Raw genomic sequence first — 24,015 nt, 5'->3', positions numbered from 1 at the left:
TCCACCACAACCACCGACAACAACTAACCAAGACAACCAACGACGCGAGGGTCAGAACTCAACCGGCCAGAGCGGGTCACGGTTCAACCGCCGCCGACAGGGAGCAGGGGCGGGCGGGCGTCTGGCCGGTCAGGCCCTCGGGGCCATCCCCGCGGGCGCAGGGAGCAGATCCTGCAGCAAGGCGAGCTGGCCGGGAAGGCGGGGCCATCCCCGCGGGCGCGGGGAGCAGTACCCGCCGGGCCGAGCCCTCGGTGATCCGCTGGGGCCATCCCCGCGGGCGCGGGGAGCAGGTGGACACCCCGCCGCCCGACACGCTCGACCTGGGGCCATCCCCGCGGGCGCGGGGAGCAGGGGCTCGGCGCCGCGGTTCGGCCGGCCGGAGCGGGGCCATCCCCGCGGGCGCGGGGAGCAGGCGTATGACCCCGATAAGCGAGCCCGTGACCGGGGGCCATCCCCGCGGGCGCGGGGAGCAGGCAAGAATGTCCGATTTCTTCAACTCCCAGACGGGGCCATCCCCGCGGGCGCGGGGAGCAGGTCGCCACGGGCGAGGCGAACCCCATCCCGTACGGGCCATCCCCGCGGGCGCGGGGAGCAGGCGGATCGGGGCGGGCCGGAGCCGGATCAAGGAGGGGCCATCCCCGCGGGCGCGGGGAGCAGCAGCTCGGCGACACCCGCACCGAGGCCGACAGGGGGCCATCCCCGCGGGCGCGGGGAGCAGCAGGTCAAGGTCACTGTGCCCACGAACGACGCGGGGCCATCCCCGCGGGCGCGGGGAGCAGGGCGGTGGTCGGGCCGAAGTCGCCGTCGACGCCGGGGCCATCCCCGCGGGCGCGGGGAGCAGCGTCCCGTCGGGCGCCCCGGAGGACATTCCGAGGGGCCATCCCCGCGGGCGCGGGGAGCAGGCTAAATTGCTCGGCGACCGGGACATGGCGTCGGGGCCATCCCCGCGGGCGTGGGGAGCAGACCCCACCCAGCGTCCGCGTCCGCGTGCAGCAGGGGCCATCCCCGCGGGCGCGGGGAGCAGGCTTCGTCACGTGGGACAGGCCGGGCATGTCAGGGGCCATCCCCGCGGGCGCGGGGAGCAGCTGCTGCGCGGTGCGCACCACCTCCTGCTGCGCGGGGCCATCCCCGCGGGCGCGGGGAGCAGTGTTCATGCACGACCCGGCGCAGCCCGTCGGCGGGGCCATCCCCGCGGGCGCGGGGAGCAGCGGGCGGCGGAATTCTCGGTCTGGCCAAGGGAGGGGCCATCCCCGCGGGCGCGGGGAGCAGTCCGGGCCCCACCCCTTGGTGCTGTTCATGCAGGGGCCATCCCCGCGGGCGCGGGGAGCAGATTACGCTGTGTTATCGGGTGCTGGGAATCTGGGGGCCATCCCCGCTGGCGCGGGGAGCAGTTCGGCTCCACCGACGTGCGCGACCTGGTAGGCGGGCCATCCCCGCTGGCGCGGGGAGCAGACCGACCCGGCCGCCCCCGACGTCCTCCAGACGGGGCCATCCCCGCTGGCGCGGGGAGCAGCTGCCCGAAGGTGCGACCGGGACGTCGGAGCTGGGGCCATCCCCGCTGGCGCGGGGAGCAGTTGTGGTTGGAGCCGTCGGGCGACTCGCCGAGGGGGCCATCCCCGCTGGCGCGGGGAGCAGATCCCCTTCGCCTGGCAGCTGGAGAACAGGTCGGGGCCATCCCCGCTGGCGCGGGGAGCAGTTTGCCTTGCCCGGCCGTCGCAGCCTGGCGAGGGGGCCATCCCCGCTGGCGCGGGGAGCAGCACGACTCGGACGCGCTGGACAGCGTGCCCTGGGGGCCATCCCCGCTGGCGCGGGGAGCAGGCGAGCTTGCGCTCGATCGCCCCCCCGGGGTCGGGGCCATCCCCGCTGGCGCGGGGAGCAGCCCTTGTACTCGTCCACCCTGCCCCAGCCCGCGGGGCCATCCCCGCTGGCGCGGGGAGCAGGCGTTGGCGTGCTGGCGCTTTTCGCTGGTCGGGGGGCCATCCCCGCTGGCGCGGGGAGCAGGTCCTCGGCACCCAGCTCTCCGACACCTACAAGGGGCCATCCCCGCTGGCGCGGGGAGCAGCCCCGGTCAGCCGGGTGCCTGCTGGCCGTGATGGGGCCATCCCCGCTGGCGCGGGGAGCAGTGGTGGAGATGGGGAAGGCCTCGGCCACCGTGGGGGCCATCCCCGCTGGCGCGGGGAGCAGCGGGGCGACCGGCGCCTGCACTTCACGGCCTGGGGGCCATCCCCGCTGGCGCGGGGAGCAGAACGCCGACTACGCCCTGGAGAGCCCGCCCTTGGGGCCATCCCCGCTGGCGCGGGGAGCAGTTCAGCTCCCAGACCTGCTGAGTGCCGAACCCGGGCCATCCCCGCTGGCGCGGGGAGCAGTCGCAGTCACCGACGATCACGTCGTCTTCCGGGGGGCCATCCCCGCTGGCGCGGGGAGCAGGAGGCTGTCCGGGACTGGGCGAAGACCCCGGGGGGGCCATCCCCGCTGGCGCGGGGAGCAGTCCGAGCCCCAACGACCCCGTCCCGGACGGGAGGGGCCATCCCCGCTGGCGCGGGGAGCAGCGCTGGATCATCTGCCGCGCCACTTCGAAGGCGGGGCCATCCCCGCTGGCGCGGGGAGCAGCGGCGCCCGGCCTGCGGCGATCGCGCGCTCGCGGGGCCATCCCCGCTGGCGCGGGGAGCAGATCTGGAACAATCCCGCCGCACCCGAGGAACTGGGGCCATCCCCGCTGGCGCGGGGAGCAGAGTCGCGCTGCTCGAAGCCAAGTCGGTCGGCGGGGGCCATCCCCGCTGGCGCGGGGAGCAGCCGAACTTCGCAGCGATCTTCGAGTAGTTGTCGGGGCCATCCCCGCTGGCGCGGGGAGCAGTCCTCCTCCGCGGTCTTCCACGGGCGGTGGAGGGGGCCATCCCCGCTGGCGCGGGGAGCAGGCCGCCGGCCCCTCTCTTGTGCCTTCACTGTAGGGGCCATCCCCGCTGGCGCGGGGAGCAGTCTTGTTGACCTGCGGTGTTATGCGCCGGTGAGCCGGGAATTTGCAAGGTTCAGGGATTCGGACATTAGCGACATCATGTCACTTCCTTTCCTGGGACGGGCCAGCGGCCCTTCGGCGTGCGGGCGAGGCGGGGTTCCGTGGTTGCCTGGTTGGTTCTGTATCGGGTGGTTGGCGTTCGCCGTGGTGGTGGTCGGCTGTTGTTCGGTGGTGCTGTGGAGGTGTCAAGGATCGGTGGAGCGGGGCTGGATGGTTCCACAGCGGTATGACATCGGGCGGTGTTCTCGGCCATTGGTCCGGGCTTCTGGAGGGTTCGAAGGGGTTGGAGACCAGGGCGTTCTTCTCGTGGGCGGATGGTGGCAGCGTGGCCGGGAGTAGTTTCCGGAGCGGCCGTGTGGTGTTCCTTGCTGCCCGGAGGGTGGACTGAGTGGTGTGCGGTCCCGGAGTGAGGTGGCCTGGCGGTGGGTCTGGTCGGGTCGTGGTTTCGCCAACTGACCTTAGGTCGTCGGGTTTTCGTCCTGGCTGGGGTGTGCGGTCGTTGCCGGTCCATATGATCGCCGGTCATCTGCGGCTATCTGCCGGAGTCGTACAGGGCGAAATGGGGTGGGCGGGTGGCCGGCGGGTTCGATCTGCGGTCGCGGTTGTCGGCGGTGGCGCGGAGTGTGTGGGCGAAGCACGATGTGCTGGGTGAGGGGTGGCTGCCGTTGTGGTGCCACATGCAGGACAGTGCGGCGGTGGCGGGGCTGTTGTGGGACGGCTGGGTGCCGGAGCGGGTGCGGGCGCTGGTGGGCGGGGCGTTGCCGGAGGGGGAGGTGGACGGGCGGCGGTTGGTGGTGTGGCTGGCGGGGGTGCACGACATCGGGAAGGCGACGCCGGCGTTCGCGTGTCAGGTGGACGCTCTGGCGGACCGGATGCGCGATGCGGGGTTGGAGATGCCGTACCGGGCCGGGTTGGGGGCGGATCGGCGGTTGGCGCCGCACGGCTTGGCGGGCCAGTTGCTGTTGCAGGAGTGGTTGAAGGAGCGGCACGGGTGGCCGGGGCGGGTGACGGGGCAGTTCGCGGTGGTGGTGGGTGGTCATCACGGTGTGCCGCCGGAGCAGGTGGCGCTCTTGGAGTTGGACGGGCGGGCGGAGTTGGTGCGGACGCCGGGCGGGAGCGAGGGGGCGTGGCTGCGGGTTCAGGGGGAGTTGTTGGACGGGTGCGCGGCGGAGTTTGGGGTGGAGGAGAGGCTGGGGCAGTGGCGGGGTGTGAGGCTGCCGCAGCCGGTGCAGGTGGTGCTGTCCGGTTTGGTGATCATGGCGGACTGGATCGCGAGCAATCCGGACCTGTTTCCGTACTTTCCGCTGGAGACGGGGTACGACGGTGGGCGCCGGGTGGCGGCGGCGTGGCGGGGGCTGGATCTGCCGGGGCCCTGGCGGCCGCGGGTGTCGCAGGAAGACGCCCCGGTGTTGTTCGCGTCGCGGTTCGAGCTGCCGCCGGGGGCGGTGGTGCGGCCGGTGCAGGCGGCGGCGGTGGAGATGGCGCGGGCGATACCGGGGGCGGGGCTGTTGATCGTGGAGGCGCCGATGGGGGAGGGGAAGACGGAGGCGGCGCTGGCTGTGGCGGAGGTGTTGGCGGCGCGGGCCGGTGCGGGCGGGGTGTTCTTCGCGCTGCCGACGATGGCGACGAGCAACGCCATGTTCCCGCGGCTGCTGGACTGGTTGGACCGGTTGCCGGCCGAGGGCGGTGAGCGGCTGTCGGTGCTGCTGGCGCATTCGAAGGCGGCGCTGAACCGGGATGCCGCCGAGTTGCGGGCCCGTTCGCGGCAGCGGGTCGCGGCGGTGGACGTCGATGGCGCGCAGCGGGTGCCGAAGGTCGGGGAGGAGGGTGCGGGCCCGGCGGAGCTGGTGGCGCACCAGTGGCTGGCCGGTCGCAAGAAAGGGCTGCTGTCGTCGTTCGTGGTGGGGACGATCGACCAGCTTTTGTTCGCCGGGTTGAAGGCCCGCCACTTGGTGCTGCGGCACTTGGCAGTGGCGGGGAAGGTCGTGGTGATCGACGAGGCGCACGCGTACGACACGTACATGAATGCCTACCTGGACCGGGTGCTGGGCTGGCTGGGCGCATACGGGGTGCCGGTGGTGGTGCTGTCGGCGACGCTTCCGGCCGCGCGTCGCCGGGAGTTGGCGCAGGCGTACGCGGGTGCCGGTGGGGACGAGGGGCGGTTCGCCGCGGTGGAGCAGGCGCGGGAGTATCCGCTGCTGACCGCAGTGTGCGCCGGGCACGACCCGCTGCTGGGGCGTCCGGCGGCGTCCGGCCGCGGGGGCGAGGTGCGGCTGGAGCGGCTCGAGGACGACCTGGAGGCGCTGGCGGACCGGTTGGAGGACGACCTGGCCGGGGGCGGGTGCGCGCTGGTGGTGCGCAATACCGTCGACCGGGTGTTGGAAGCGGCTGCGGTCCTGCGCGGCCGCTTCGGGGCCGACTCGGTGAGCGTTGCGCACGCCAGGTTCATCGACACCGACCGGGCCGAGAACGACCGCAGGCTGCTGGAGCTGTTCGGCCCGGACGGCTCGCGACGGCCCGAGCGGCACATCGTGGTGGCCAGCCAGGTGGCGGAGCAGTCGCTGGACGTGGACTTCGACCTGCTGGTGAGCGACGTGGCGCCGGTGGACCTGCTGCTGCAGCGGGTGGGCAGGCTGCACCGCCACCAGCGGTCGGGCCGCCCCGCGCGACTGCGGGAGGCGAGGTGTCTGCTGACGGGAGTCGACTGGTCGGCTCCGGTACCCGCGCCGGTGCGCGGCTCGGAGGCGGTGTACGGACGGCACGCGCTGCTGCGCTCGCTCGCTGTGTTGCACCCCCACCTGGAGGAGAGGCGGGGGCTGTCCCTGCCCGGTGACATCAGCGCGCTGGTGCAGGCGGCGTACGGGGACGGGTCGGTGGGGCCCGCGCAGTGGGCGCCGGTACTGCAGGAGGCACGCCTGGTCCACGAGCAGCTGCAGGACACGAAGGCGAAGGCGGCGGACGTGTTCCGGATCCGGGAAGCGGGGAAGGACGGCCGGTCGCTGATGGGCTGGCTGGCCGGCGGCACGGGTGACGCGGACGACACGCGCGCCGGGCGGGCCCAGGTGCGCGACAGTCCGGAGAGCCTGGAGGTGATCGTCGTGGAGGAGCTGGAGGACGGCTCGCTGGCGACGGTGAGCTGGGCGGGCGAGGGGCGGGGAGGGCTTCCGCTGCCGACCGGTTCGGCGCCGTCACCGAGGGCGGCGAAGGCGGCAGCGGCCTGCGGGCTGCGCCTGCCGGCACGCCTGGCCAAGTCGTACGTGATTGACCGAGTTATCGCCGAACTTGAGCGTTTCTATTTCGAAAGTTGGCAGGTTAAGGAAAACCCTTGGCTGGCAGGGCAGTTGATCCTTCCGATCAGGCCCGGTTGTCCGACCCTTCTGGCAGGGTTCCGACTCATGTACACCCGTGAGAACGGACTCGAGGTGTCGAGTGCCGACGCATGACCGCGCGCAAGTCCCGGACGTACCAGAGTCGTTCGACCTGACAGGGCAGGCATGGATCCCGGTCCTGCTGGATGATGGCCGCGAGAGCGAGCTGTCCTTGCGCGAGGTATTCGAACAGGCCGAAAGAATCAGCCGACTGGCCTGCGAGCTCCCCACGCAGGAATTCGCCCTCACCCGCCTGCTCCTGGCCATCATCCACGACGCCCTGGACGGCCCGGGCGACATCGAGGAATGGGCCGACCTGTGGGAGGACCCGCAGGCGCTACACCCGGTGCTGTCCTATCTGGAGGAGCACCGGGAGCGCTTCGACCTCCTGCACCCGCGCACGCCGTTCTACCAGTGCGCGCAGCTGCGGACCGGGAAGGGCGAGGTCTTCCCGCTGAACCGGATCGTGGCGGACGTGCCCAACGGCAACCCGTTCTTCACCGCGCGCTTCCCCGGCGTCGAGCGGATCACGCTCGCGGAGGCCGCCCGCTGGGTGGTGCACGCCCAGGCCTACGACACGTCCGGCATCAAGACCGGCGTGGAAGGCGACCCGCGGGCCAAAGCGGGCAAGGCCTACCCCCAGGGCCCGGCCTGGGCAGGCAACCTCGGTGGCGTGCTCGCCGAAGGCGCGGACCTACGCGAGACACTGCTGCTGAACCTGATCGCGGCCGACCACTGGAGCACCATCCACGGCGACACTCCCGCCTGGCGGCGCCCGCCCGCCGGCCCCGGCGCGGCCGACGACCTGGCCTCCCGGCCCACCGGCCCGCGCGACCTGTACACCTGGCAGTCCCGCCGTATCCGGCTGCATGCCGACCACGACGGCGTGCACGGCGTCGTCCTCACCTACGGCGACCCCCTCACCCCGCAGAACAAGTTCGACGCCGAGCCCATGACCGGCTGGCGGCGCAGCCCGGCGCAGGAGAAGAAACTCGGCCGGCCCCTGGTGTACATGCCCAGGGAGGCGGACCCGGCGCGGGCGGCCTGGCGCGGTCTGGGGTCGCTGATCGCCTCCGCGGCCCCGCTCCAGGGCGCGGCCGCGGACCCGGCGCCGGAACTGAGGCCGGGGCTGGTGCACTGGCTGGCCCGGCTGGAAGCGGACGAGATCCTGCCGAAGGGGCGCCGGATGCGGCTGCGGACCTTCGGCACCGTGTACGGCACCCAGCAATCGGTCATCGACGAGATCACCGGCGACGCGGTGGCGTTCGCGCTGGTCGTGCTGAGCGAGCGAGACACGCGTCTGGGAGACACCGCGAAGACCGCGGTCGCCGACGCGGATCTCGCCGTCCGGGCCCTGGGCGACCTGGCGTCCGACCTTGCGCGGGCCGCGGGCAGCGAGTCCGAGGCACCCAAGGCGAGCGCGCGGGACACCGGCTTCGGAGCCCTCGACACCCCGTACCGGTTGTGGCTGGCCTCCATCCGCGACGGCGACGACCCCACAGAGCTGCGCACCGACTGGCAGCAGCAGACCCGCCAGATCATTTCCGACCTGGGCAGCGGCTTGACCTCCCAGGCCGGCGAGGCCGCGTGGCAGGGGCGGATGGTGGCCACCAAGAAGGGCGAGGCGTGGCTGAACACCTCCTCTGCCGACCTGTGGTTCCGCAGCCGCCTCAAGCGCGCCCTGCCCCTCGCCTTCTTCGACACCCCGCAGCCCGAGCCGGAAGGCAGCGGCTTGGCGCCCACTTCCACCGGCCCGACCGGCACACCGGACGTCTCAGATCCCGGTACCGTTCCCGACCTTGAAAGGGCGACCGCATGACCACCGCCCCACCGGCACCGGCCCCCGCGCAGCGCCGCCCCCTGGGCCCGGTCGGCATCCTCGCCGGTCGCGAGATCGGCCGTCTGCAGAAGGGCTACCTGGACGACCGCCCCGACGCCGTCGCCGCCCTCGCCCGGCTGCGCCGCGGCGCGGGCAAGGACACCTCCACCATCCCCGACCTGTGGGGCCTGCTCGACACCGACCGCCTCCACGCCGACCCGGCGCTCCACCAGGACGCCGCGCACACCGCCCTGTACACGGCCGCGACCCTGTACTCCCTGCACCAGCAGTCCCGCGGCACCCGCATGCACCGGCCCGGCGGAGACGAACTCGGCACCGCCGTGCGCCGCCTGATGCCCGGCAGCGACATGGACGAGCCGACCCGCAAGCGCTTCGTACGGGCCGGATCCGCGGCCACGATGCCCGTCCTCGCCACCCGCCTGCGCGAGATCGTGCTGCTGCTGCGCCGCGAGGAGATCGCCCTCGACTATGCCCTGCTCGCCGAGCAGCTCTACCAGTGGCAGCAGCGGCCGTGGGGCCCGGACAGCGTCCGGCGCTCCTGGGGCCGTTCCCTGCACGCCTACCGCGCTAGGCCCGCCGACCCGGCCAGCGGTACCAGCACCGACACCGATACCGACGACCGCAAGGACAGCGCCCCGTGACCAGCCGCATCATCGTCGACATGCACGCCCTGCAGAGCGTCCCGCCGAGCAACCTCAACCGCGACGACACGGGCGCGCCCAAGACCGCCGTGTACGGCGGCGCCACCCGCGCCCGGGTCTCCAGCCAGGCATGGAAGCGCGCCACCCGCCGCTACTTCGACACCATCCTCGACCCGGGCGAGCTGGGGGTGCGCACCAAGCGCGTCGCCGAACTCCTGGCCGAGCGCATCACCGAACTCGCCCCGGGCACCGGTGAGGCCCAGGCGCTGGCGCTCGCGGCGGAGGTGCTGCAGACCGCGACCGGCTCCAAGATCGAGCCGCCCAAGCGCAAGGTCGAGCAGGCGAAGAAGAACGGCGGCGACGACCCGGCGCCCGAGTCCTCCTACCTGATGTTCTTCAGCGCCCGCCAGCTTGAGCACCTCGCGGCCCTGGCCGTCGAGGGCGCCGCCGACATCAAGGCGTTCTTCAAGGACAAGGACGCCAAGGCCCGCGCGAAGAAGATCGCCGACGGCCGGCACTCCGTCGACATCGCCCTGTTCGGACGGATGGTCGCCGACTCCACCGACATCAACGTCGACGCCGCCGCCCAGGTCGCCCACGCCATCGGCGTGCACCGCAGCGAAACCGAGTCCGACTACTTCACCGCCGTCGACGACCGCAACACCGACGCCGAACCGGGCGCGGGCATGATCGGCGCCGTCGACTTCAACTCCGCCACTCTCTACCGGTACGCGGCCCTCGATGTCGACCTGCTGGAGCGCAACCTCGGCAAGGGCCTGGACGAGAACGAGCCGCCCGCCACCCCGGTGCGCCGCGCCGTCGAGGCGTTCCTGGAGGGCTTCGTCTCCTCCCTGCCCACCGGCAAGATCAACACCTTCGGCAACCACACCCTCCCCGACGCCGTCCTCGTCACCCTGCGCACCTCACGCCCCGTCAGCTTCGTCGGAGCCTTCGAGAAGCCCGTCGCCCCCGACGCCGACGGCGGCCACCTGGAGCCCGCCTGCGCCCGCCTCGCCGACTATGTCCCCGAGATCGAACGGGCCTACGGCGACGACAGCGCCCAGACCTGGGTCCTGCGTGTGGGCCCCGCCACGGCCAAGCTCTCCTCCCTCGGCCAGGAGGCCCCGCGGCTCTCCACCCTGGTGAGCGCCGTGGGCGCCGCCGTCGCTGCACGTCTGGAGCAGCGCGGATGAGCGTGCTGGCCCTGCAGCTGGCCGGCCCCCTGCAGTCGTGGGGGGCCGCCTCGCGCTTCGCCCGGCGCACCACCGAGAACGCCCCCACCAAGAGCGGCGTCATCGGGCTGCTCGCGGCATCGCTCGGTATCGAACGCGGCGACGACGCCGGGCTCGCCGAGCTCGCCGCCCTGCGCTTCGGCGTCCGCATCGACCAGCCCGGCGCCCGGCTGCGCGACTACCAGAGCGCCCAGCACTTCGACACCGGAGAGTCCATGCCGCTGTCCGAGCGTTTCTACCTCGCCGACGCCGTCTTCGTCGCGGCCCTCGAAGGCCCGGCTCCACTCATCGAGCGCCTCCACGCCGCCGTCCGGGCCCCCGTCTACCTGCCCTATCTGGGGCGCCGCTCCTGCCCGCCCTCCCGCCCGCTCGACCTGCCCGACGACCAGAGCGTCCACCAGGACGGCGACCTCGATGCCGTCCTGGCCCGCCTGTCTTGGCGCGCCTCCGACTGGCACCAGCAGCGCCACTGCGACCGTGCGAGCGTCGACCTGACCGTCCTCACCGAGATCCCGCCGGGCAGCAACCCCACCTCGTCCGTCCAGGGCGACGTGCTGCGCGACCAGCCGCTCAGCTTCGACGTTCGCCACCGCCGCCATGGCCTGCGTACTGTCCGCACCACCACCGTTACCGTGCCCAACCCCCACGCCAGGCCCAGGCCCGCTGTCGCCGCGCCGGTGCCCGCCCACGACCCGACGACCCTCCTGGAAAGTGCCTGATGTACCTGACCCGCTTCCGCTTCAACACCGCGCGCGCGGGCGCCCGCCGATTGCTGTCCTCGCCCCAGCACCTGCACGCCGCGGTCATGTCCGCCTTCCCAGAGATCCTGCCCACCGCTCCCGGCCCGCGCGTCCTGTGGCGCACCGACCACAACGCCACCGCCGAAGTACAGCTGTACGTCGTCAGCCCGTCCCGCCCCGACCTCACCCACCTCGTGGAACAGGCAGGCTGGCCCGCCGCGGCCGCTACCGGCACAGCAGGCTGGCAGACCTACGCCTACGCGCCGTTCCTGGAACGCCTCGACAAGGGCACCGCCTGGAACTTCCGCCTCACCGCCAACCCCATCCACCACGCCCGCAGGAAAGACGGCGAGCCCACCAAGCGCACCGCCCACGTCACCGCCCGCCACCAGATGCAGTGGCTGCTCCAGCGCCAGGACGCCGGAGGCTTCCGCATCCTGGAGAAACCCGCGCACCGCCAGCACACCGAACACGGCGACCAGCACCAGCTCGCCGTCCACGGGCAGCGCAACCTCGCCTTCTCCAAGAAGGGCGCCACCGGGCGCGTCACCCTCACCGCCGTCACCTTCGACGGCCGCCTCGAAGTCACCGACCCCGACGCCCTGCGCGGTGTGCTGACCGGCGGCCTCGGCAAAGCCAAGGCGTACGGCTGCGGCCTGATGACCCTCGCCCCGATCGGCTGACCCCGTGAGCACCGTCAGCCGCCGACCGGCCAGCAGCCCGCGCGAACTCGCCCGCGCCGCCGACCGGATCTCCTTCCTCTACCTCGAACGCTGCACCATCCACCGCGACTCCAACGCCCTCACCGTCGAAACGGCGGACGGCACCACCCACATCCCCTCCGCCACCATCGGCACCCTGCTCCTGGGCCCCGGCACCCGCATCACCCACCAGGCGATGAGCGTCCTCGGCGAGACCGGCGCGGGTGTTGCCTGGGTCGGCGAACACGGCGTCCGCCACTACGCGGCAGGCCGCTCCCTGTCCCGATCCTCGGCCCTTGCCGAAGCCCAGGCCCTCCGCTGGGCGAACCAGCGCACCCGCCTGGAGACCGCCCGGGCCATGTACCGACTGCGCTTCCCCAGCGAGGACCCGGCGGGCCTCACCCGGCGGGAACTGCTCGGCCGCGAAGGCGACCGCATGAAGGACTGCTACCGCGCCGAAGCCGCCAGAACCGGCATCCGCTGGAGAGGACGCCACTACACCCCCGGAGACTTCACCTCCGGCGACCCCGCCAACCAGGCCATCACTGCCGCCGCCCAAGCCATGTACGGCCTCTCACACGCCGTCATCGCCGCCCTCGGATTCGTCCACTCCGGCCACGAACTCTCCTTCGTCCTCGACATCGCCGACCTCTACAAGACCGACGTCGGCATCCCCGTCGCCTTCGACGTCGCAGCCGCCTCCCCCGAGGACATCGGCGCCCGCACCCGCCGCGCCCTGCGCGACCGCATCCACGAACTGCGCCTCCAGGAACGGATCGTCGCCGACATCCGCAACCTGCTCGCCGTCGCAACAGCCACCGACGACGAGGACACGGTCAGCCTCCAGACCGACCACGGACAACACCTCGCCGCCGGGATCAACTACGGGGAAGGCAACTGGTGACCGTCATCGTCCTCACCAACTGCCCCATCGGACTCCGGGGCCTGCTCACCCGCTGGCTCCTCGAAATCTCCGCCGGAGTGTTCATCGGATCCCCGTCCGCACGCGTGCGAGACGTCCTGTGGGCCGAAGTCCGACAGCACGCGGGCCAAGGCCGGGCCCTCCTGATCCACACCTCGAACACGGAACAGGGCTTCACCTTCCACACCCACGACCACGCCTGGAAACCCGTCGACCACGAAGGCCTCACCCTCATCCACCGACCGGACGCCAGTGCAGCCCCGGCGTCCAGTCCCGCCAAGCCAGGCTGGAGTACCGCGTCCAAACTCCGCCGCTTCGGAAAACGATGAGACGCTGCAGAAAGGGTTCCGACCTTATGTCCGTTATGCCGGAATCAGCGCAGGTTGCAGTTTCGCGCGATATCGACAGGTAAAGCCGCAGGCCATCAAGACTGCTCCCCGCGCCCGCGGGGATGGTCCCCCGCGCCGGTAGCCGTCCTCCCCGTACCCGGGCTGCTCCCCGCGCCCGCGGGGATGGTCCCTCGTCGCCGAGCGAGGCACGCACAAGTTTTGGCTGCTCCCCGCGCCCGCGGGGATGGTCCCGCGCCGCCCAGCGGGTGGAGCTCGACAGTCTTCTGCTCCCCGCGCCCGCGGGGATGGTCCCACCACGGAGAAGTACATCGACATCGCCTACTCCTGCTCCCCGCGCCCGCGGGGATGGTCCCCAGGAGGACATGGCCGCGATCGCCGCGGCCAACTGCTCCCCGCGCCCGCGGGGATGGTCCCGTCCGGCACAACCGGCCAGCGCCGACGGCGATCTGCTCCCCGCGCCCGCGGGGATGGTCCCCCGCTGGCGATGCTGCGGCTGCGCTGGGAGGTCTGCTCCCCGCGCCCGCGGGGATGGTCCTTCGGCGAGAACCTCGCCACCGAGGCCGAGCAGCTGCTCCCCCGCGGCGAGGTTGCGCCAGCGGCTCTGCCCTATCCCGCGTGATCGGCGGCGAACACCGCCTCGATGCGGGGTTGCGAGGCCGGGCCCGTGTGGGCAGCCCGGGGGATACCGTCAGAGGTGTACCGTCTGGCCCGGTGCCGGGCAGCCGACATGGAAGAAGGGGTTGGTGGGGATGAGCGCCCAGCCCGCCGAACACGGTCCCGGCGGAGGCCGCCTTGGGCTGCCGCCGATGGACACGGTGCAGGAGCTGCGCGCCGCGCTCCGCGCAGGCCACGGCTACCCCTGTGACGCCGAACGCCTGGACGCCGAACTTGCCGCGCAGTTGCTGCGTTGGGTGCCTGTTGACCGGCTCGACCAGGTACTCGCCGTCGTGGACCTGGCCGTCGTCGCCGAGATCGTCGCCGCCTACCGCGGCCGCGTCCTGCTCGCCGCCGATCGCGACAGCGCCGCCGCGATCGACGAAGCGGTCGCCGAGCTGCTCGCCCGGCAGGGCGCCGAGTGAGCCACCCGCACCACGACGACCCCGACGACCACGTGGTCGTGGTGGTCACCGACCGCGCCGCTCAATGCGCCAAGGAGTTCGGTGCCGAGGATGTCCTGGAGGCGCTGCGCAGCGAACTCGAGCGTCGGCCGCGCCTTGGCCGCCCGATCCGGAGCGTTGCCGAGAACGGCCACCAGGTCGAGCTGTACTCCACCCGGATTGAGGGCGACAAGGCGGCTGGCAGAGCGGCTCTCAATGTGGCCTTCGCCTACGCGCCCGCGCCGCCCTGGCCGCCCGCCGTACGGATTGCCGCGGTGATTCCAGAGGACCTGCCGCACTCCGGCTCGTAGAGCTCAGCTGGCATGTTCGCGGCCGAAAGATTGCAGGTCAAACCCCTGGCCGCCGCCAACTGGCAGGTCTAGCATTCCCGCCATGGCACCACCGGGCCGCCGAGCAGCACAGCAGCGCCGCTTCCTTCACCGGCGCTACTGGCCTCCCACGGCCGGGCCCGTCGAACGCCACTTCGTTCCCAGGGGCCGGCTGCTGCGCTGTCCGTGGGGCCGGCGATCTGGTCGAGCGGGCAAGGTGGCGCCGGGGCGGTCCCTCCGCCGGGGCTGGCGCGGCCACGCTGAACGCCTACACCGACGACGCCCCGCTCTACAGCTTGGCGCTGTCCGGCGCGGAGTGGGCGACGATCGACGGGCACCCGGGCTGGAGCGATGAGGATACCGACCACCGCCACCGTGACGAGCAGATCGCGAAGCGGATGTACAACGTCCTGGCCCCGGCGGTGGCGAACGTGAAGAACGTTCGCTCCGCCACCGACCCGGCTCCCGAAGTGGTGGTCGACGACACCCTGGCCTCCTCCGCCCCGTAACCCGAGGCATCCTGGGTCGGCCCCGGTACCGCGCAGCGCCCGGGACGGGGGACACTGGCACCTGTCTCGCCCGCCCGAGACCCTCCGGAGGACACGGGGAGCGCAGCACCCCTGTACGGCCACCACGACGGTGACCAGCCGATCCCGCGTACCCAGGACGCGGTCGCCGCGGTCCTGCCCCCGGCGCAGCGGATGGAGTTCTACCGGGAGATGGGCGAGGCCGACGACCAGGCGATCGGCGGTGTGCTGCGCCGGTGGTGGTTGCGGGCCGAGCTCTACCGCGATGCGGAGGGCGACCGGATCCACGCCGCCGTCCAGGTCGGCACCGCCCCGGGCACCTGCGCGTCCGCGGTCCTGCGCCGACTCGAAGCCCGGTGAACGGCTTCGACGATGCCCCGGCCCATGAGGACGACGCGGACGACCCGATAGTCCTGTCCCCGTAGGTCGAGGAGTTCCTCAGCGACCTGGTCACACCCGCGGAGGTGTTCTCCGCCGTTGTCGCCTTCCTCCTCGACCTGCGCGAGAACCCCTTCCCGCACCTGAGCGTGCCCGTCCCCGGCTGACCCGGGATGCACTCGGCGCCACTGTGCCGGGACGTGGGGCTGGTGGAGTACCCGGTGAACGAGGACACGGAACCGCCGCGGCTTTACGTCTCGCGGATCCTGCGGACGGACTGACGCAGCACACCCGCCCCCGGACGGCCGGGACCCGCCCTCGGTCGTTACGGCTGTGCGAGGCGGGCCTGCCGGGCGGCGACCAGGTTGTGCGCTACCGGCCGCGCACCGCCTCCTCGCTCTCCAGTCAGCGCACGCCGGACGGCTCCTCCATGAGGCCGCTGCACGGGCGCGTAGTCGTTGACGGTGCAGGTCAGTGATTTGAGTACTCGTACGGATACCACGTGTCGCTGCGTGACCGTATGATCGCCGCTTGTATCACCGACCAGGGGGGATCAGTGAGCGAACAGATCAGCGTGGACCCGGCCGAGTTGAGAGCTTCGGCGGCAGCCGCGCGCAGCCTCGGTGAGGAACTGCAGCAGCCGAGCACGGCGGCGATCGCTTCCAGCCGTTCGACCAGCAGTGAGTTGGCCGGATGGTCGATCGGCGGGGAACTGCAGAGCCTCGCGGACGGGTGGGACCCGACGCTCGGCAAGGTGACGGAGCGTCTGGCCACCACCGCCTCGGCCCTGGAGGCCAGCGCGCAGGGGCACGAGTGGAACGACGACCAGATCGCCGACACGTGGCGCAAGCAGGGGCAGCAGTGAGCGGCGACTTCGCGCGCCTGCGGCGCTTCGACCCTGCCGGGCTGCGGGAGACGGCCAAGGGCTGGCGCAAACTGGCCGCCGCGGCGGAGGACGCCAGCAGCCAGCACCGGCACCGGGTCAACGGCCCGCTGCGGGGGCACTGGCAGGGCAAGGACGCGGACAGCGCGTTCTTCACGATGGAGTCCACCGAGCAGAAGCTGGAAGTCGTGCGGGTGGAGGCCGAGTCGGTGGCACTGGTGCTGGACACCGTCGCCGACCGGATGGACCAGGCCAAAACGAACCTGTCGAATGCCCTCCAGCGGGCCGACGAGTGGCACCTGCCGGTGGCCGACGACGGCACGGTCGGCCTGCCGCCACAGGCGGCACCGGACCGCCACGACCCGGACGCCCGCGAGGAGCGGCAGAACCAGGTCCAACTGCGCGACCAGGTCCAGGACCGCATCAACGCCGCGCTCGCCGCCGCCCGCGAGGCCAGCGACCAGGGCGCCCACGCACTCGGACGCCTCAGCGCCGACATCCTCACCCAGCCCCGGGTGTTCGGTGCCGCAGGCGAATCGGCCAAGGACGTCCAGGACGTTGCCAAGGACCTGGGCCTGGCCGCCCCGTACATCCCGGAGAACAAGGACCCCCAGCAGAGCGCCGAGTGGTGGAAGTCCCTGACGCCCGAACAGCAGCAGAGCTACATCACCCTGCACCCCGAGGAGATCGGCCGCCTCGACGGCCTCCCCTCGACCGTCCGCGACCAGGCCAACCGCATCGTCCTGGAGCAGCAGCTCGACGCCATGAAGGCCGGTGACGCGAGGGGCTCGGGAATGACGGCCGACGAGTACAACCAGCGCGAGACCAACCTCCGCGTGCTGAAGGAGAAACTCGACCAGCGCGACGGGGCGGACGAGCAGCACCAGCTGCTCCTGCTGGGCCTGGACCCGGAAGGCGACGGCAAGGCCATCGTGTCCACCGGCAACCCGGACACCGCCACCCACACGGCGGTTCTGGTGCCCGGCACCGGCACCACCATGAAGGAGATGCCCGGCCAGATCGACCGCATCGACCGACTGCAGAACGCCAGCGCAAAGGAGCTCAAAGGCACAGACCAGACGGTCGCGGTGGTGTCCTGGCTCGGCTACGACGCACCCGAGGTCAGCGGCAGCGTCATGACGCCCGGCCGAGCCGAGGACGGAGCCGAGGACATGCGCCGCTTCACCGACGGCTTGCGTGCTGCCGAAGGGGACCGCCGCAGCCACCTGACCGTCATCGGCCACAGCTACGGCACCACTGCCGTCGGGGCCGCCGCAGCCGGCGGCCAGGGCCTGCAGGCCGACGACATCGTCGCCATCGCCAGCCCCGGCATGGACACCGACAGTGCCGCGAACCTCCACATCAACCCCGACCACTTCTGGGCCGGCACCGCAGCCGACGACAACATCAGCCTCGTCACCGGAGCGACCCTCGGACCCGACCCCACCCTCGGTGCCTTCGGAGGGCAGACCCTCGCCATCGACACCCACGGGCACAGCGGCTACTGGGACCCCGACAGCCAGAGCCTGAACAACCAGGGAAAGATCATTGCCGGACTGCCGCCGAGTACCCTCGACAACCGCAGGGACGAGCCTCCCGCCATCGTGCCCGGCCTCTGACACCTGAACGTCGTCTTTGAAAGAGGCGCTTCGATGCACCCACCGAGCAGACCTGCCAGGCGCCGCATCCTGGCAGGCGCCGCCGCTCTGTCCCTGCCACTTCTCCTGGGAGCCTGCATGAACAGCCCTGACCCGAACGAGCCGCTGCCCGTCATGGCCAAGAGTGACGCCCAGGCCTGGGCGCAGAAGATGACCGAGTACATGGCCCAGGCTGCCGGCATCACCCTGGACGCGGACAGCATCACGCCCTTCTTCAGCAACTGCGAGGGCAAGAACGGTGAAGTCGCCAACGACGGCCGCTACACCCTCGCTTACGACGTCACCAGCGTCCTTTCCCGCCCTCAGCACCTCGACGCCATCCGCAAGATCAAGGCGAGCCTCGAGAAGGACGGCTTCACCATCACCAGCTACCGCGAGACGTGGCAGGACCAGCCCAACGTGCTTCTGTACGCCAAGCACGACGAGGGCCGCTACTTCATTGACGTCAGCAGCGGTGCCGCCAGCGACCGCCTCACCCTCAGTGTCGCCACCCGCTGCCTCATGCCGCCCTCCGCATCCTCCGCAGGGCAGCACTAGCAAGCAGTACCCAGACGGACCTCACCACGGCGGCTCGTCCGTCGGCACCAGCGAGGACGGCCTGGCCCTCACGCTCGTCGACGTGAGGGCCAGGCCGTCAGCGTACGTTCACCGGAACCGTCCACTGCCCCGCTTCTACAAGCCGGCCCCGGTGGCCGCGACCGCGGTGTTCAGCCTCTCCAGCACCGCGGCCGCCGCCTGGCGGGTGACCGGGTCCTCGTCGTCGAGCAGCAGCCCGACGAGCTCGGCCGCAGCTGCGGCCAGCGGCACCGGGACCTCGACGGTACGCAGCTGCAGCAGCCGGGCGGCGGCCCGGCCGCCGGCGGTGTTGAGGACTGGATGGTCCGGGCTGCCGCTGCTGCCCGGATGGGGGATCAGGGCGGTCAGGCCCGCGCCGAGGCCGAGGGGCCGGACGCTGGAAGAGGAGTTCACTCCCCGACAACCCCGGCCCGGGGGGCAAGGTCACGGCCACCAGGGTGACCCGTGCGGTGGTCCGGTCGTTGGGCACGGGTGAGCAGCGAGCGGATCGAGCAGGCGACCAGCACCGCGACGGCGGCCGCGGGCGAACTCGTCGACGCGCTGCTGGAAGCCGGTACCGTTCCGGCCCGCAACGCGACGGCCATCCTGGAGACCATCGCCACCCTGACCGCCGCCCTCCAGCTGCGCGGCTCGCGAGCCCTGGACCTGCTCGCCTCAACGCACCAGGCGCTTGCGGAAGTTCGGGAACTGCTGCTGGTCGAAGCTGACCTCGGGCCTGCGGCGCACACCGGTGCGCGGCGCCCGGCCGGTGCTCCGGAGAAAATCAAGCGCGGGCGGCACGCAGCCGGTCGGGCGCGGTGGTGAACGAGTGGACACAGGAGAGACGGATCGGCGGGATCTGTCTCTTCTGTGTCATCAACCCCCTGTTTTCCCAGGTGGAGAGGACATCTGTGTCATCTGTCTCCCGGACCGGAGGGAGGGCGGGACAGGGGGCCGACGGGGATGTCCCAGCGCTGTCCCACCGCCGTCCCAGCAGGCCCGTTTAGTCCGTTTTACTGGGACAGTCCCAGGCCATTCCCCCTGGTGACGGCGCTACGGCTCGACCTGGCCGCCTTCGCCACCCCGGACCGCCTCGCCGGCTTCGGCGGAGTCGCGCCCGCGCCCCGCGACTCCGGCAAGATCAGCGGCAACCTCCACCGCCCCCAGCGCTACAACCGCAAGCTCTAACGCGTCTTCTACACCTCCGCGCTGATCAGCATCCGCAACTGCGGGGAATCGCGGCGCTTCTACGACCGCAAGCGCGCCGAGGGCAAGCGCCACACCCAAGCCGTCCTCGCCCTGGCCCGCCGTCGGGTCAACGTCATCTGGGCGCTCCTGCGCGACCAACGCTGCTACCAGCCGACCCCGCCAGTGGCCCTCGCGGCTTGACATACGGCATTAGGAATCGGTGAGACTCGTCAAACTTCGGTGAGACGGGACAGCCGCGGCTGTCCCGTCTCACCGAAGTTCTACGTATCTCATCGAAGTTCGGTGAGGGTCAGTTGGAGAGGGCCCACTCTTCGCGGTACCCCGGGCGATCGGAGTAGGCGGTCGCTGCGAGCACTCGCAGCGACCAGTCAACGCTGTGGCTGTCGCGGTCCTCCGGACCGGCTTGTTGCGGGTCGCGCCAGGCGGCGAGCCAGCCGCGGTGGATGGCGGTGGTGCGGGCCGGTGAGTAGAGCGCGGCGAGCGGATTGTCAGGGGTGAGTCCCTCGGGAAGCCATGCTCCGGGACGGGCTGCGGCTGCCGCCTCGTCGGCGTCGATCTGCTCATGCAGCCAGGTGATCATGTCAGCGGTCATGCCCGGCATGATCACCCATGACGCTGACAGCGCTTCGCTCAGTTCCTGTCCTCCGGCGCTGTCACCCCCGCCGCCTGAACCCGGGCTCAGGCGCTGGTCCCACCGGTCAAACTTCGATGAGACACGTCAAACAAGCTTGAGACGGGTCAGTGACCTTTGACAGGCGACCTTGACCGTTTGCCAGGTGATCTCGACTGCTAGTGGGTTACTGCCACCTGATCTTGACCGGGGTGAGGGAAGTGGCGGGCGGCCAGGTATCAGTCCCGTGTTCGGCGTCGGCGACAATGCCCGCGTGAAGACCTGGACCGACGACCTTCCGCAGATACCGTTCTCCTGCTGCGACCTCCCTGAGGGCGGGGAGTGGATGACCCAGGAGGAGGCCGCGTCCTACCTGGGCATCGGACCGATCCATCTCAACGGGCTGACACACAACACCCACCGGATCGACTTGGTCCGCACCACCGGCAAAGACCTGGTCGTTACCCGCGCCAGCGTCGAAGCCGAGAAGCACTGGCGCGTCACCGCTCCTCGCTGGCGCAAGCTCCTGCGCCTGTTCAAGGACATCGCTCTCTCGGGGATCTGACAGCGGTCAAGATCGCCTGACAATTGGTCAAGGTGCCGACAGCTCACGGTCGGCGAGGATCGGGTCCGCGTGCAGCACCTTAGCCGACTGCGGGTGCAGCAAGGGCGCCCTTGCTGCACCCGGCTTCGCCGATCCGGCGCGCTGCACCCGGCTGCCCGGCGGTGCTGCAGCGGGAGTCGGCCAGCACCGGCCTGCGCTGCGCAACGGCGGCAACCCGCGCTGCGCGGTGCAGCACGGCGCCCCGTGCTGCACCGCGGCGCTGCGACTGCGACGGGCTGCGCAGCGGGTGGCTGCGACTGAGAGGGCCTGCGCAACCGCCGACTACGCAGTGGCCGTGGCCGGGTGCGGGATGCGATCCGATGCGCAACCGCTCGGAGCAGGGTGCGCAAGGACGGGTGCGGGCACGGCGTACAGGGTGCGACGCCGCAGGTGGAGCGGGTGCGATGGGGATCGCAGTCGCGGCCGCCGCAGGCCTCGGCCGGGCGGGTCGGCTGTGCGCCGGCCCGGCCCCGGGCGGTTACGCATGCGCAAGGACAACCTGCGGAGCCGGCTGCGCATGCGCAACCGGGTGGCGGGCGGTTGCGCATGCGCGGGGACAACCAGCGAGGAGTGCGGGACAACCCGGACAAGGGGGCGGGCCGCTCCGCCTGCTGACTGACCTTTGACAGGCAACCTTGACCGATTGACAGGTGATCTTGATCGGTAGCGGTGCTGTAGGTACGAGACCGATCGGCCACCCGCTGCGGTCGGGCCGAGCGAGTCCTTGTACCTTGCCCGGATGACCAACACCGCTGCTCCTTCGCCGTTCAGGCGCCTGGTGGCCCACCTCGGCCTCGTTCACCGTCCAGGAGGAGAGCCGTTGCCCGGGGCAGCCCAAAAGTCCCGGTTCGGCCTCTTCGTCTCGCCGCGCCTGGACCAAGAGCTGGAGGAGCTGCGGACCCGAATGGCAGCACTTGAAGAACTCGTTCGGGACCAGGGCGCAGAATCTCCTGCCGGACGCGACTGAGCCGTCAAGGTCACTTGTCAATCGGTCAAGGTTGACTGTCAGAGGACACTGACGGGACGACAATGCAGCGCTGCTGCACCGGGCAACGGGACAACATGCAGCACCTGGTGCAGCAACACGTCCGGCTGCTGCTGCACTGCTGCCTGCAGCAGGGTGCAGCGCCGCCTGCCGCTGCACCAGCAGCGGCGGGATTTTCGGACCGGTCCGCAATCAGGGTTCCTTGATGGCCGACCCGGCGGCGGTGAGTTTCGGGTCGGTCCGTAATGGGCTGGGGCCTGGGCGATCGCCAGAGCTACGATCCGGGCATGCAAAACGGATCGGTCCGAAATTCCGGCGCCTCTGACGTGCTGTTCGACGTGGCGGCCGACGCGGTGTGCCAGCGGGCGGGGTGCCAGAACGCGATGCCCGCGGCGGAGCCCGGCAAGCGCGGGCGCCGCTCGAAGTACTGCTCGACGGCATGTAAGTCCAAGGCCGCCCGGGACAAGGCCAAGGCCGACGCCGCCCGCTCCGCGCTGGAGGGCGCGCGGGCCGAGCTGCTGCGCGGCGCGGAGGCCGCCATGGACGTCGCCCTGGCGTTCCTTGACGCCGTGGACGCCGACCCGGTGGCCGCGTACGAGCAGTTCTCCACCGCCCACGCCCTGCTCGCCGCCAGGGTGCGCGAGGCGGCGCAGGACGTGCGCGACGAGATCCGCTGGCCCGGCCTGACCGGCCAGGCGCTGGAGCTGCGCCGCGCCGAGGAGGACCTGACGCGCCCGGACCTCCTGGCCCGCGTCGACCCTCGGCTTCTGGCCGACGAGCCGACAGGCCCAGCCTTTTCGAACCGGTCCGAAAATCCCATCCCCGGGGCGGGCCCGATCGCGCCCCCCATTACGGACTGGTCCGAAAAAGTGCCCGCCCCGGCCCGGGGTACGGCACCGGCTGTTTCGGACCGATCCGAAAAGCCGCTCGCCTCCGTGCCCGTACCCGCCGCGCCGACCGCACCTGCTGCACGACCTGCCGCGGACGCGCCTGTGCAGCACGCGCAGGACTTCGAGACGCTGCGCCGGGCGGCCTGCACCGACCCTGTCCGGCGCTTCGGTGAGCCGCAGCGCGTCGACGACCTGGCGGTGACGTTCGGTCCCGGCTGGACTCTGGCCTCCTGGAGCGACCCGCAGGCCGCCGACATCCAGTTGCTGCTGCACCGCGGGCGGCCGGTGGGCTGGACCGCGCCGCTGCCGGACGGCCCCTGGGGCCGGGCCGGGCACATTGCCGCCCAGCACCGCGACGACAGGACCGCCACGATCCTGACCGACCCGGCCAGCGGCACCCGCACCTACCGCAGCACCGGCGACGCCCTGGACGCCCTGCAGCGCGCCGCCCACACCCCGGCCCCGGCCGCCGCCGGCGTTCCGCGCCTCGTCCTCGGCCCCGCCCTCCGCACGACGCCGCCCACCGAGCGAGGCCTCGGCGAGCCGCGCCGCGACCACGCCGGCCCCGCCCTGGCCCGCCCTGGCCCGCCTCACCTGGCCGGGCCGCTCCACCGCCCACGCCCTCGAGCAGGGCGGACACCTCGTCGGCTGGACCGAGCCCTACCAGGGCACCGGCGACTGGGTCACCCTGCTGCGCGGCCGCCAGGTCGTCGACGCCACCGACAGCGAACCCCTGCTGTCCGCCAACCCCGCCGATGCCCTCACCCTGCTGCGCCTGGCCCTCGACCAGAGCCTCGCCGCCCCCACCGCCCTCCGCTCGCTCCCGCCGGTACGGGGGTGATCCGTGGGCGGCACGGACGGTATACCGTGGAGCGGATCTGCGCAGTCCGGGCCGCCCGGCCGAGGCGCGGTGCCTAGGATGGCGGCCATGCCGAGCAGCGACTCCTCCGCCCCGTCCACGAATTCGGGCCGCGGCCGTCCGTCCCGGCGTGCGACTTCTGCTCGCGCCCAGGCGCCGTGGTCTTCTTCCGCACCGTCGAGTTCAGCCTCGACCTCGGCGGCATGGAGTGGCTCTCCGGCGACCGCTTCTACGCCTGCCCGACCTGCCGCTCCCTGGTCGACGCCGCGAACTGGCCCGGCCTGATCGCCTACGCCGAGCTCGGCCCCCGCGGCGTCCGGGTGGTCGAGGGCTTCCGAGACCACCACGCCCCCGGCGCCGTCGTCTTCGGACCCGGTACCAACCCCGAGGCTGACCGCTGAACTACGCCCCGCGGCCCGTCGCTGTGCCGACGGCCAAGGCTTGGTCGATGAGTCCGTAGACCACCTCGGGGAAGGCCGGCGACGAGGCCACCCAGGACGGCTGGCTACAGGTCCGTCGAGTCTGTAGAACTCGTAACACGATCTTCGTGATCGTTGCTGGTGGGGCGTGACCGATGTGACGATTCGTCCGTTCGTGATGGTGTGAGCAAGAAGCCGTGGATGG

Annotated in this window: 22 protein-coding genes, 1 pseudogene and 2 CRISPR repeat arrays; of the genes and pseudogenes, 21 read left to right on the top strand and 2 right to left on the bottom strand. The window is 71.9% G+C overall.

The window, feature by feature from the left end:
* Positions 1-139: 139 nt before the first annotated feature.
* Positions 140-2,976: a CRISPR direct-repeat array (repeat unit 29 nt; unit sequence GGGGCCATCCCCGCTGGCGCGGGGAGCAG).
* 714 nt (positions 2,977-3,690) lie between these two features.
* The 15 genes from OO57_RS33340 (at position 3,691) to OO57_RS33270 (ending at position 18,216) form a co-directional block, all read left to right on the top strand.
* Positions 3,691-6,456, top strand: coding sequence for a CRISPR-associated helicase/endonuclease Cas3 (locus OO57_RS33340; RefSeq protein ID WP_081974144.1), 2,766 nt, complete (start codon positions 3,691-3,693; stop codon positions 6,454-6,456).
* Entirely contained in the window at positions 6,443-8,200 is a 1,758-nt protein-coding gene (gene casA / locus OO57_RS33335; RefSeq protein ID WP_081974143.1) for a type I-E CRISPR-associated protein Cse1/CasA, read from the top strand. Before OO57_RS33340 ends, casA begins: the two co-directional genes overlap by 14 nt.
* On the top strand, positions 8,197-8,862 hold the full coding sequence (gene casB / locus OO57_RS33330; protein WP_033256503.1) for a type I-E CRISPR-associated protein Cse2/CasB: 666 nt from the start codon (positions 8,197-8,199) through the stop codon (positions 8,860-8,862). The genes casA and casB overlap by 4 nt, the downstream gene beginning before the upstream one ends.
* A 20-nt stretch (positions 8,863-8,882) precedes the next feature.
* Positions 8,883-10,055: a type I-E CRISPR-associated protein Cas7/Cse4/CasC gene (gene cas7e, locus OO57_RS33325; RefSeq protein ID WP_033256506.1), complete on the top strand. Its 1,173-nt coding sequence runs from the start codon at positions 8,883-8,885 to the stop codon at positions 10,053-10,055.
* Positions 10,052-10,813, top strand: coding sequence for a type I-E CRISPR-associated protein Cas5/CasD (cas5e, locus tag OO57_RS33320; protein ID WP_033256502.1), 762 nt, complete (start codon positions 10,052-10,054; stop codon positions 10,811-10,813). The genes cas7e and cas5e overlap by 4 nt, the downstream gene beginning before the upstream one ends.
* Positions 10,813-11,517 carry a type I-E CRISPR-associated protein Cas6/Cse3/CasE gene (gene cas6e / locus OO57_RS33315; protein WP_033256501.1) on the top strand — a complete coding sequence of 235 codons (705 nt, stop codon included), beginning with the start codon at positions 10,813-10,815 and terminating at the stop codon, positions 11,515-11,517. The genes cas5e and cas6e overlap by 1 nt, the downstream gene beginning before the upstream one ends.
* Positions 11,518-11,521: 4 nt before the next feature.
* Positions 11,522-12,439, top strand: coding sequence for a type I-E CRISPR-associated endonuclease Cas1e (gene cas1e, locus OO57_RS33310; protein WP_033256500.1), 918 nt, complete (start codon positions 11,522-11,524; stop codon positions 12,437-12,439).
* Complete coding sequence (cas2e, locus tag OO57_RS33305; protein ID WP_033256499.1) at positions 12,436-12,786, top strand: type I-E CRISPR-associated endoribonuclease Cas2e; 351 nt, start codon at positions 12,436-12,438, stop codon at positions 12,784-12,786. The genes cas1e and cas2e overlap by 4 nt, the downstream gene beginning before the upstream one ends.
* 101 nt (positions 12,787-12,887) lie before the next feature.
* Positions 12,888-13,343: a CRISPR direct-repeat array (repeat unit 29 nt; unit sequence CTGCTCCCCGCGCCCGCGGGGATGGTCCC).
* A 270-nt stretch (positions 13,344-13,613) separates the two neighbouring features.
* Entirely contained in the window at positions 13,614-13,886 is a 273-nt protein-coding gene (locus OO57_RS33300) for a hypothetical protein (RefSeq protein WP_051778573.1), read from the top strand.
* Positions 13,883-14,215 (top strand): hypothetical protein, encoded by a 333-nt coding sequence (locus OO57_RS33295; RefSeq protein ID WP_033256498.1) that lies wholly within the window; start codon positions 13,883-13,885, stop codon positions 14,213-14,215. The genes OO57_RS33300 and OO57_RS33295 overlap by 4 nt, the downstream gene beginning before the upstream one ends.
* A 314-nt stretch (positions 14,216-14,529) precedes the next feature.
* Positions 14,530-14,742 (top strand): hypothetical protein, encoded by a 213-nt coding sequence (locus OO57_RS33290; protein WP_033256497.1) that lies wholly within the window; start codon positions 14,530-14,532, stop codon positions 14,740-14,742.
* Positions 14,743-14,934: 192 nt separating this feature from the next.
* Positions 14,935-15,120 (top strand): hypothetical protein, encoded by a 186-nt coding sequence (locus OO57_RS33285; protein WP_033256496.1) that lies wholly within the window; start codon positions 14,935-14,937, stop codon positions 15,118-15,120.
* Between the two features lie 574 nt (positions 15,121-15,694).
* The gene (locus OO57_RS33280) at positions 15,695-16,003 is read left to right on the top strand and encodes a hypothetical protein (protein ID WP_158715317.1); all 309 of its coding nucleotides are present in this window, start codon (positions 15,695-15,697) and stop codon (positions 16,001-16,003) included.
* Complete coding sequence (locus OO57_RS33275) at positions 16,000-17,640, top strand: alpha/beta hydrolase (RefSeq protein WP_051778572.1); 1,641 nt, start codon at positions 16,000-16,002, stop codon at positions 17,638-17,640. Before OO57_RS33280 ends, OO57_RS33275 begins: the two co-directional genes overlap by 4 nt.
* Before the next feature lie 117 nt (positions 17,641-17,757).
* A complete protein-coding gene (locus OO57_RS33270; protein ID WP_158715316.1) occupies positions 17,758-18,216 on the top strand; it encodes a hypothetical protein in 459 nt (152 codons plus the stop codon).
* A gap of 135 nt (positions 18,217-18,351) precedes the next feature.
* Here OO57_RS33270 and OO57_RS33265 read toward each other — a convergent pair whose 3' ends face one another.
* On the bottom strand, positions 18,352-18,648 hold the full coding sequence (locus OO57_RS33265) for a hypothetical protein (protein ID WP_033256493.1): 297 nt from the start codon (positions 18,646-18,648) through the stop codon (positions 18,352-18,354).
* Between the two features lie 78 nt (positions 18,649-18,726).
* Between OO57_RS33265 and OO57_RS33260 the strand changes: the two genes are divergently transcribed.
* Together OO57_RS33260 and OO57_RS38770 are read left to right on the top strand one after the other, a co-directional pair.
* The gene (locus OO57_RS33260; RefSeq protein WP_033256492.1) at positions 18,727-19,059 is read left to right on the top strand and encodes a hypothetical protein; all 333 of its coding nucleotides are present in this window, start codon (positions 18,727-18,729) and stop codon (positions 19,057-19,059) included.
* A gap of 237 nt (positions 19,060-19,296) precedes the next feature.
* Positions 19,297-19,623: pseudogene (locus tag OO57_RS38770) on the top strand (transposase); the annotation flags it as partial.
* Positions 19,624-19,732: 109 nt separating this feature from the next.
* Here OO57_RS38770 and OO57_RS33250 read toward each other — a convergent pair.
* Complete coding sequence (locus tag OO57_RS33250) at positions 19,733-20,035, bottom strand: DUF6221 family protein (protein ID WP_158715315.1); 303 nt, start codon at positions 20,033-20,035, stop codon at positions 19,733-19,735.
* Positions 20,036-20,327: 292 nt separating this feature from the next.
* Between OO57_RS33250 and OO57_RS33245 the strand changes: the two genes are divergently transcribed.
* The 4 genes from OO57_RS33245 (at position 20,328) to OO57_RS33235 (ending at position 23,792) form a co-directional block, all read left to right on the top strand.
* The gene (locus tag OO57_RS33245) at positions 20,328-20,618 is read left to right on the top strand and encodes a hypothetical protein (protein WP_158715314.1); all 291 of its coding nucleotides are present in this window, start codon (positions 20,328-20,330) and stop codon (positions 20,616-20,618) included.
* Positions 20,619-21,396: 778 nt separating this feature from the next.
* Positions 21,397-21,624: a hypothetical protein gene (locus OO57_RS44340; RefSeq protein ID WP_158715313.1), complete on the top strand. Its 228-nt coding sequence runs from the start codon at positions 21,397-21,399 to the stop codon at positions 21,622-21,624.
* A gap of 305 nt (positions 21,625-21,929) precedes the next feature.
* Positions 21,930-23,450, top strand: a complete 1,521-nt coding sequence (locus OO57_RS33240; RefSeq protein ID WP_158715312.1) for a hypothetical protein — start codon at positions 21,930-21,932, stop codon at positions 23,448-23,450.
* Between the two features lie 99 nt (positions 23,451-23,549).
* Positions 23,550-23,792: a hypothetical protein gene (locus OO57_RS33235; protein WP_033256488.1), complete on the top strand. Its 243-nt coding sequence runs from the start codon at positions 23,550-23,552 to the stop codon at positions 23,790-23,792.
* Positions 23,793-24,015 lie beyond the last annotated feature (223 nt).

Origin of the sequence: Kitasatospora phosalacinea, from assembly GCF_000717185.1 — a bacterium.
GTDB lineage: Bacteria > Actinomycetota > Actinomycetes > Streptomycetales > Streptomycetaceae > Kitasatospora > Kitasatospora phosalacinea_A.
This window is presented reverse-complemented; position numbering and strand designations above follow the sequence as displayed.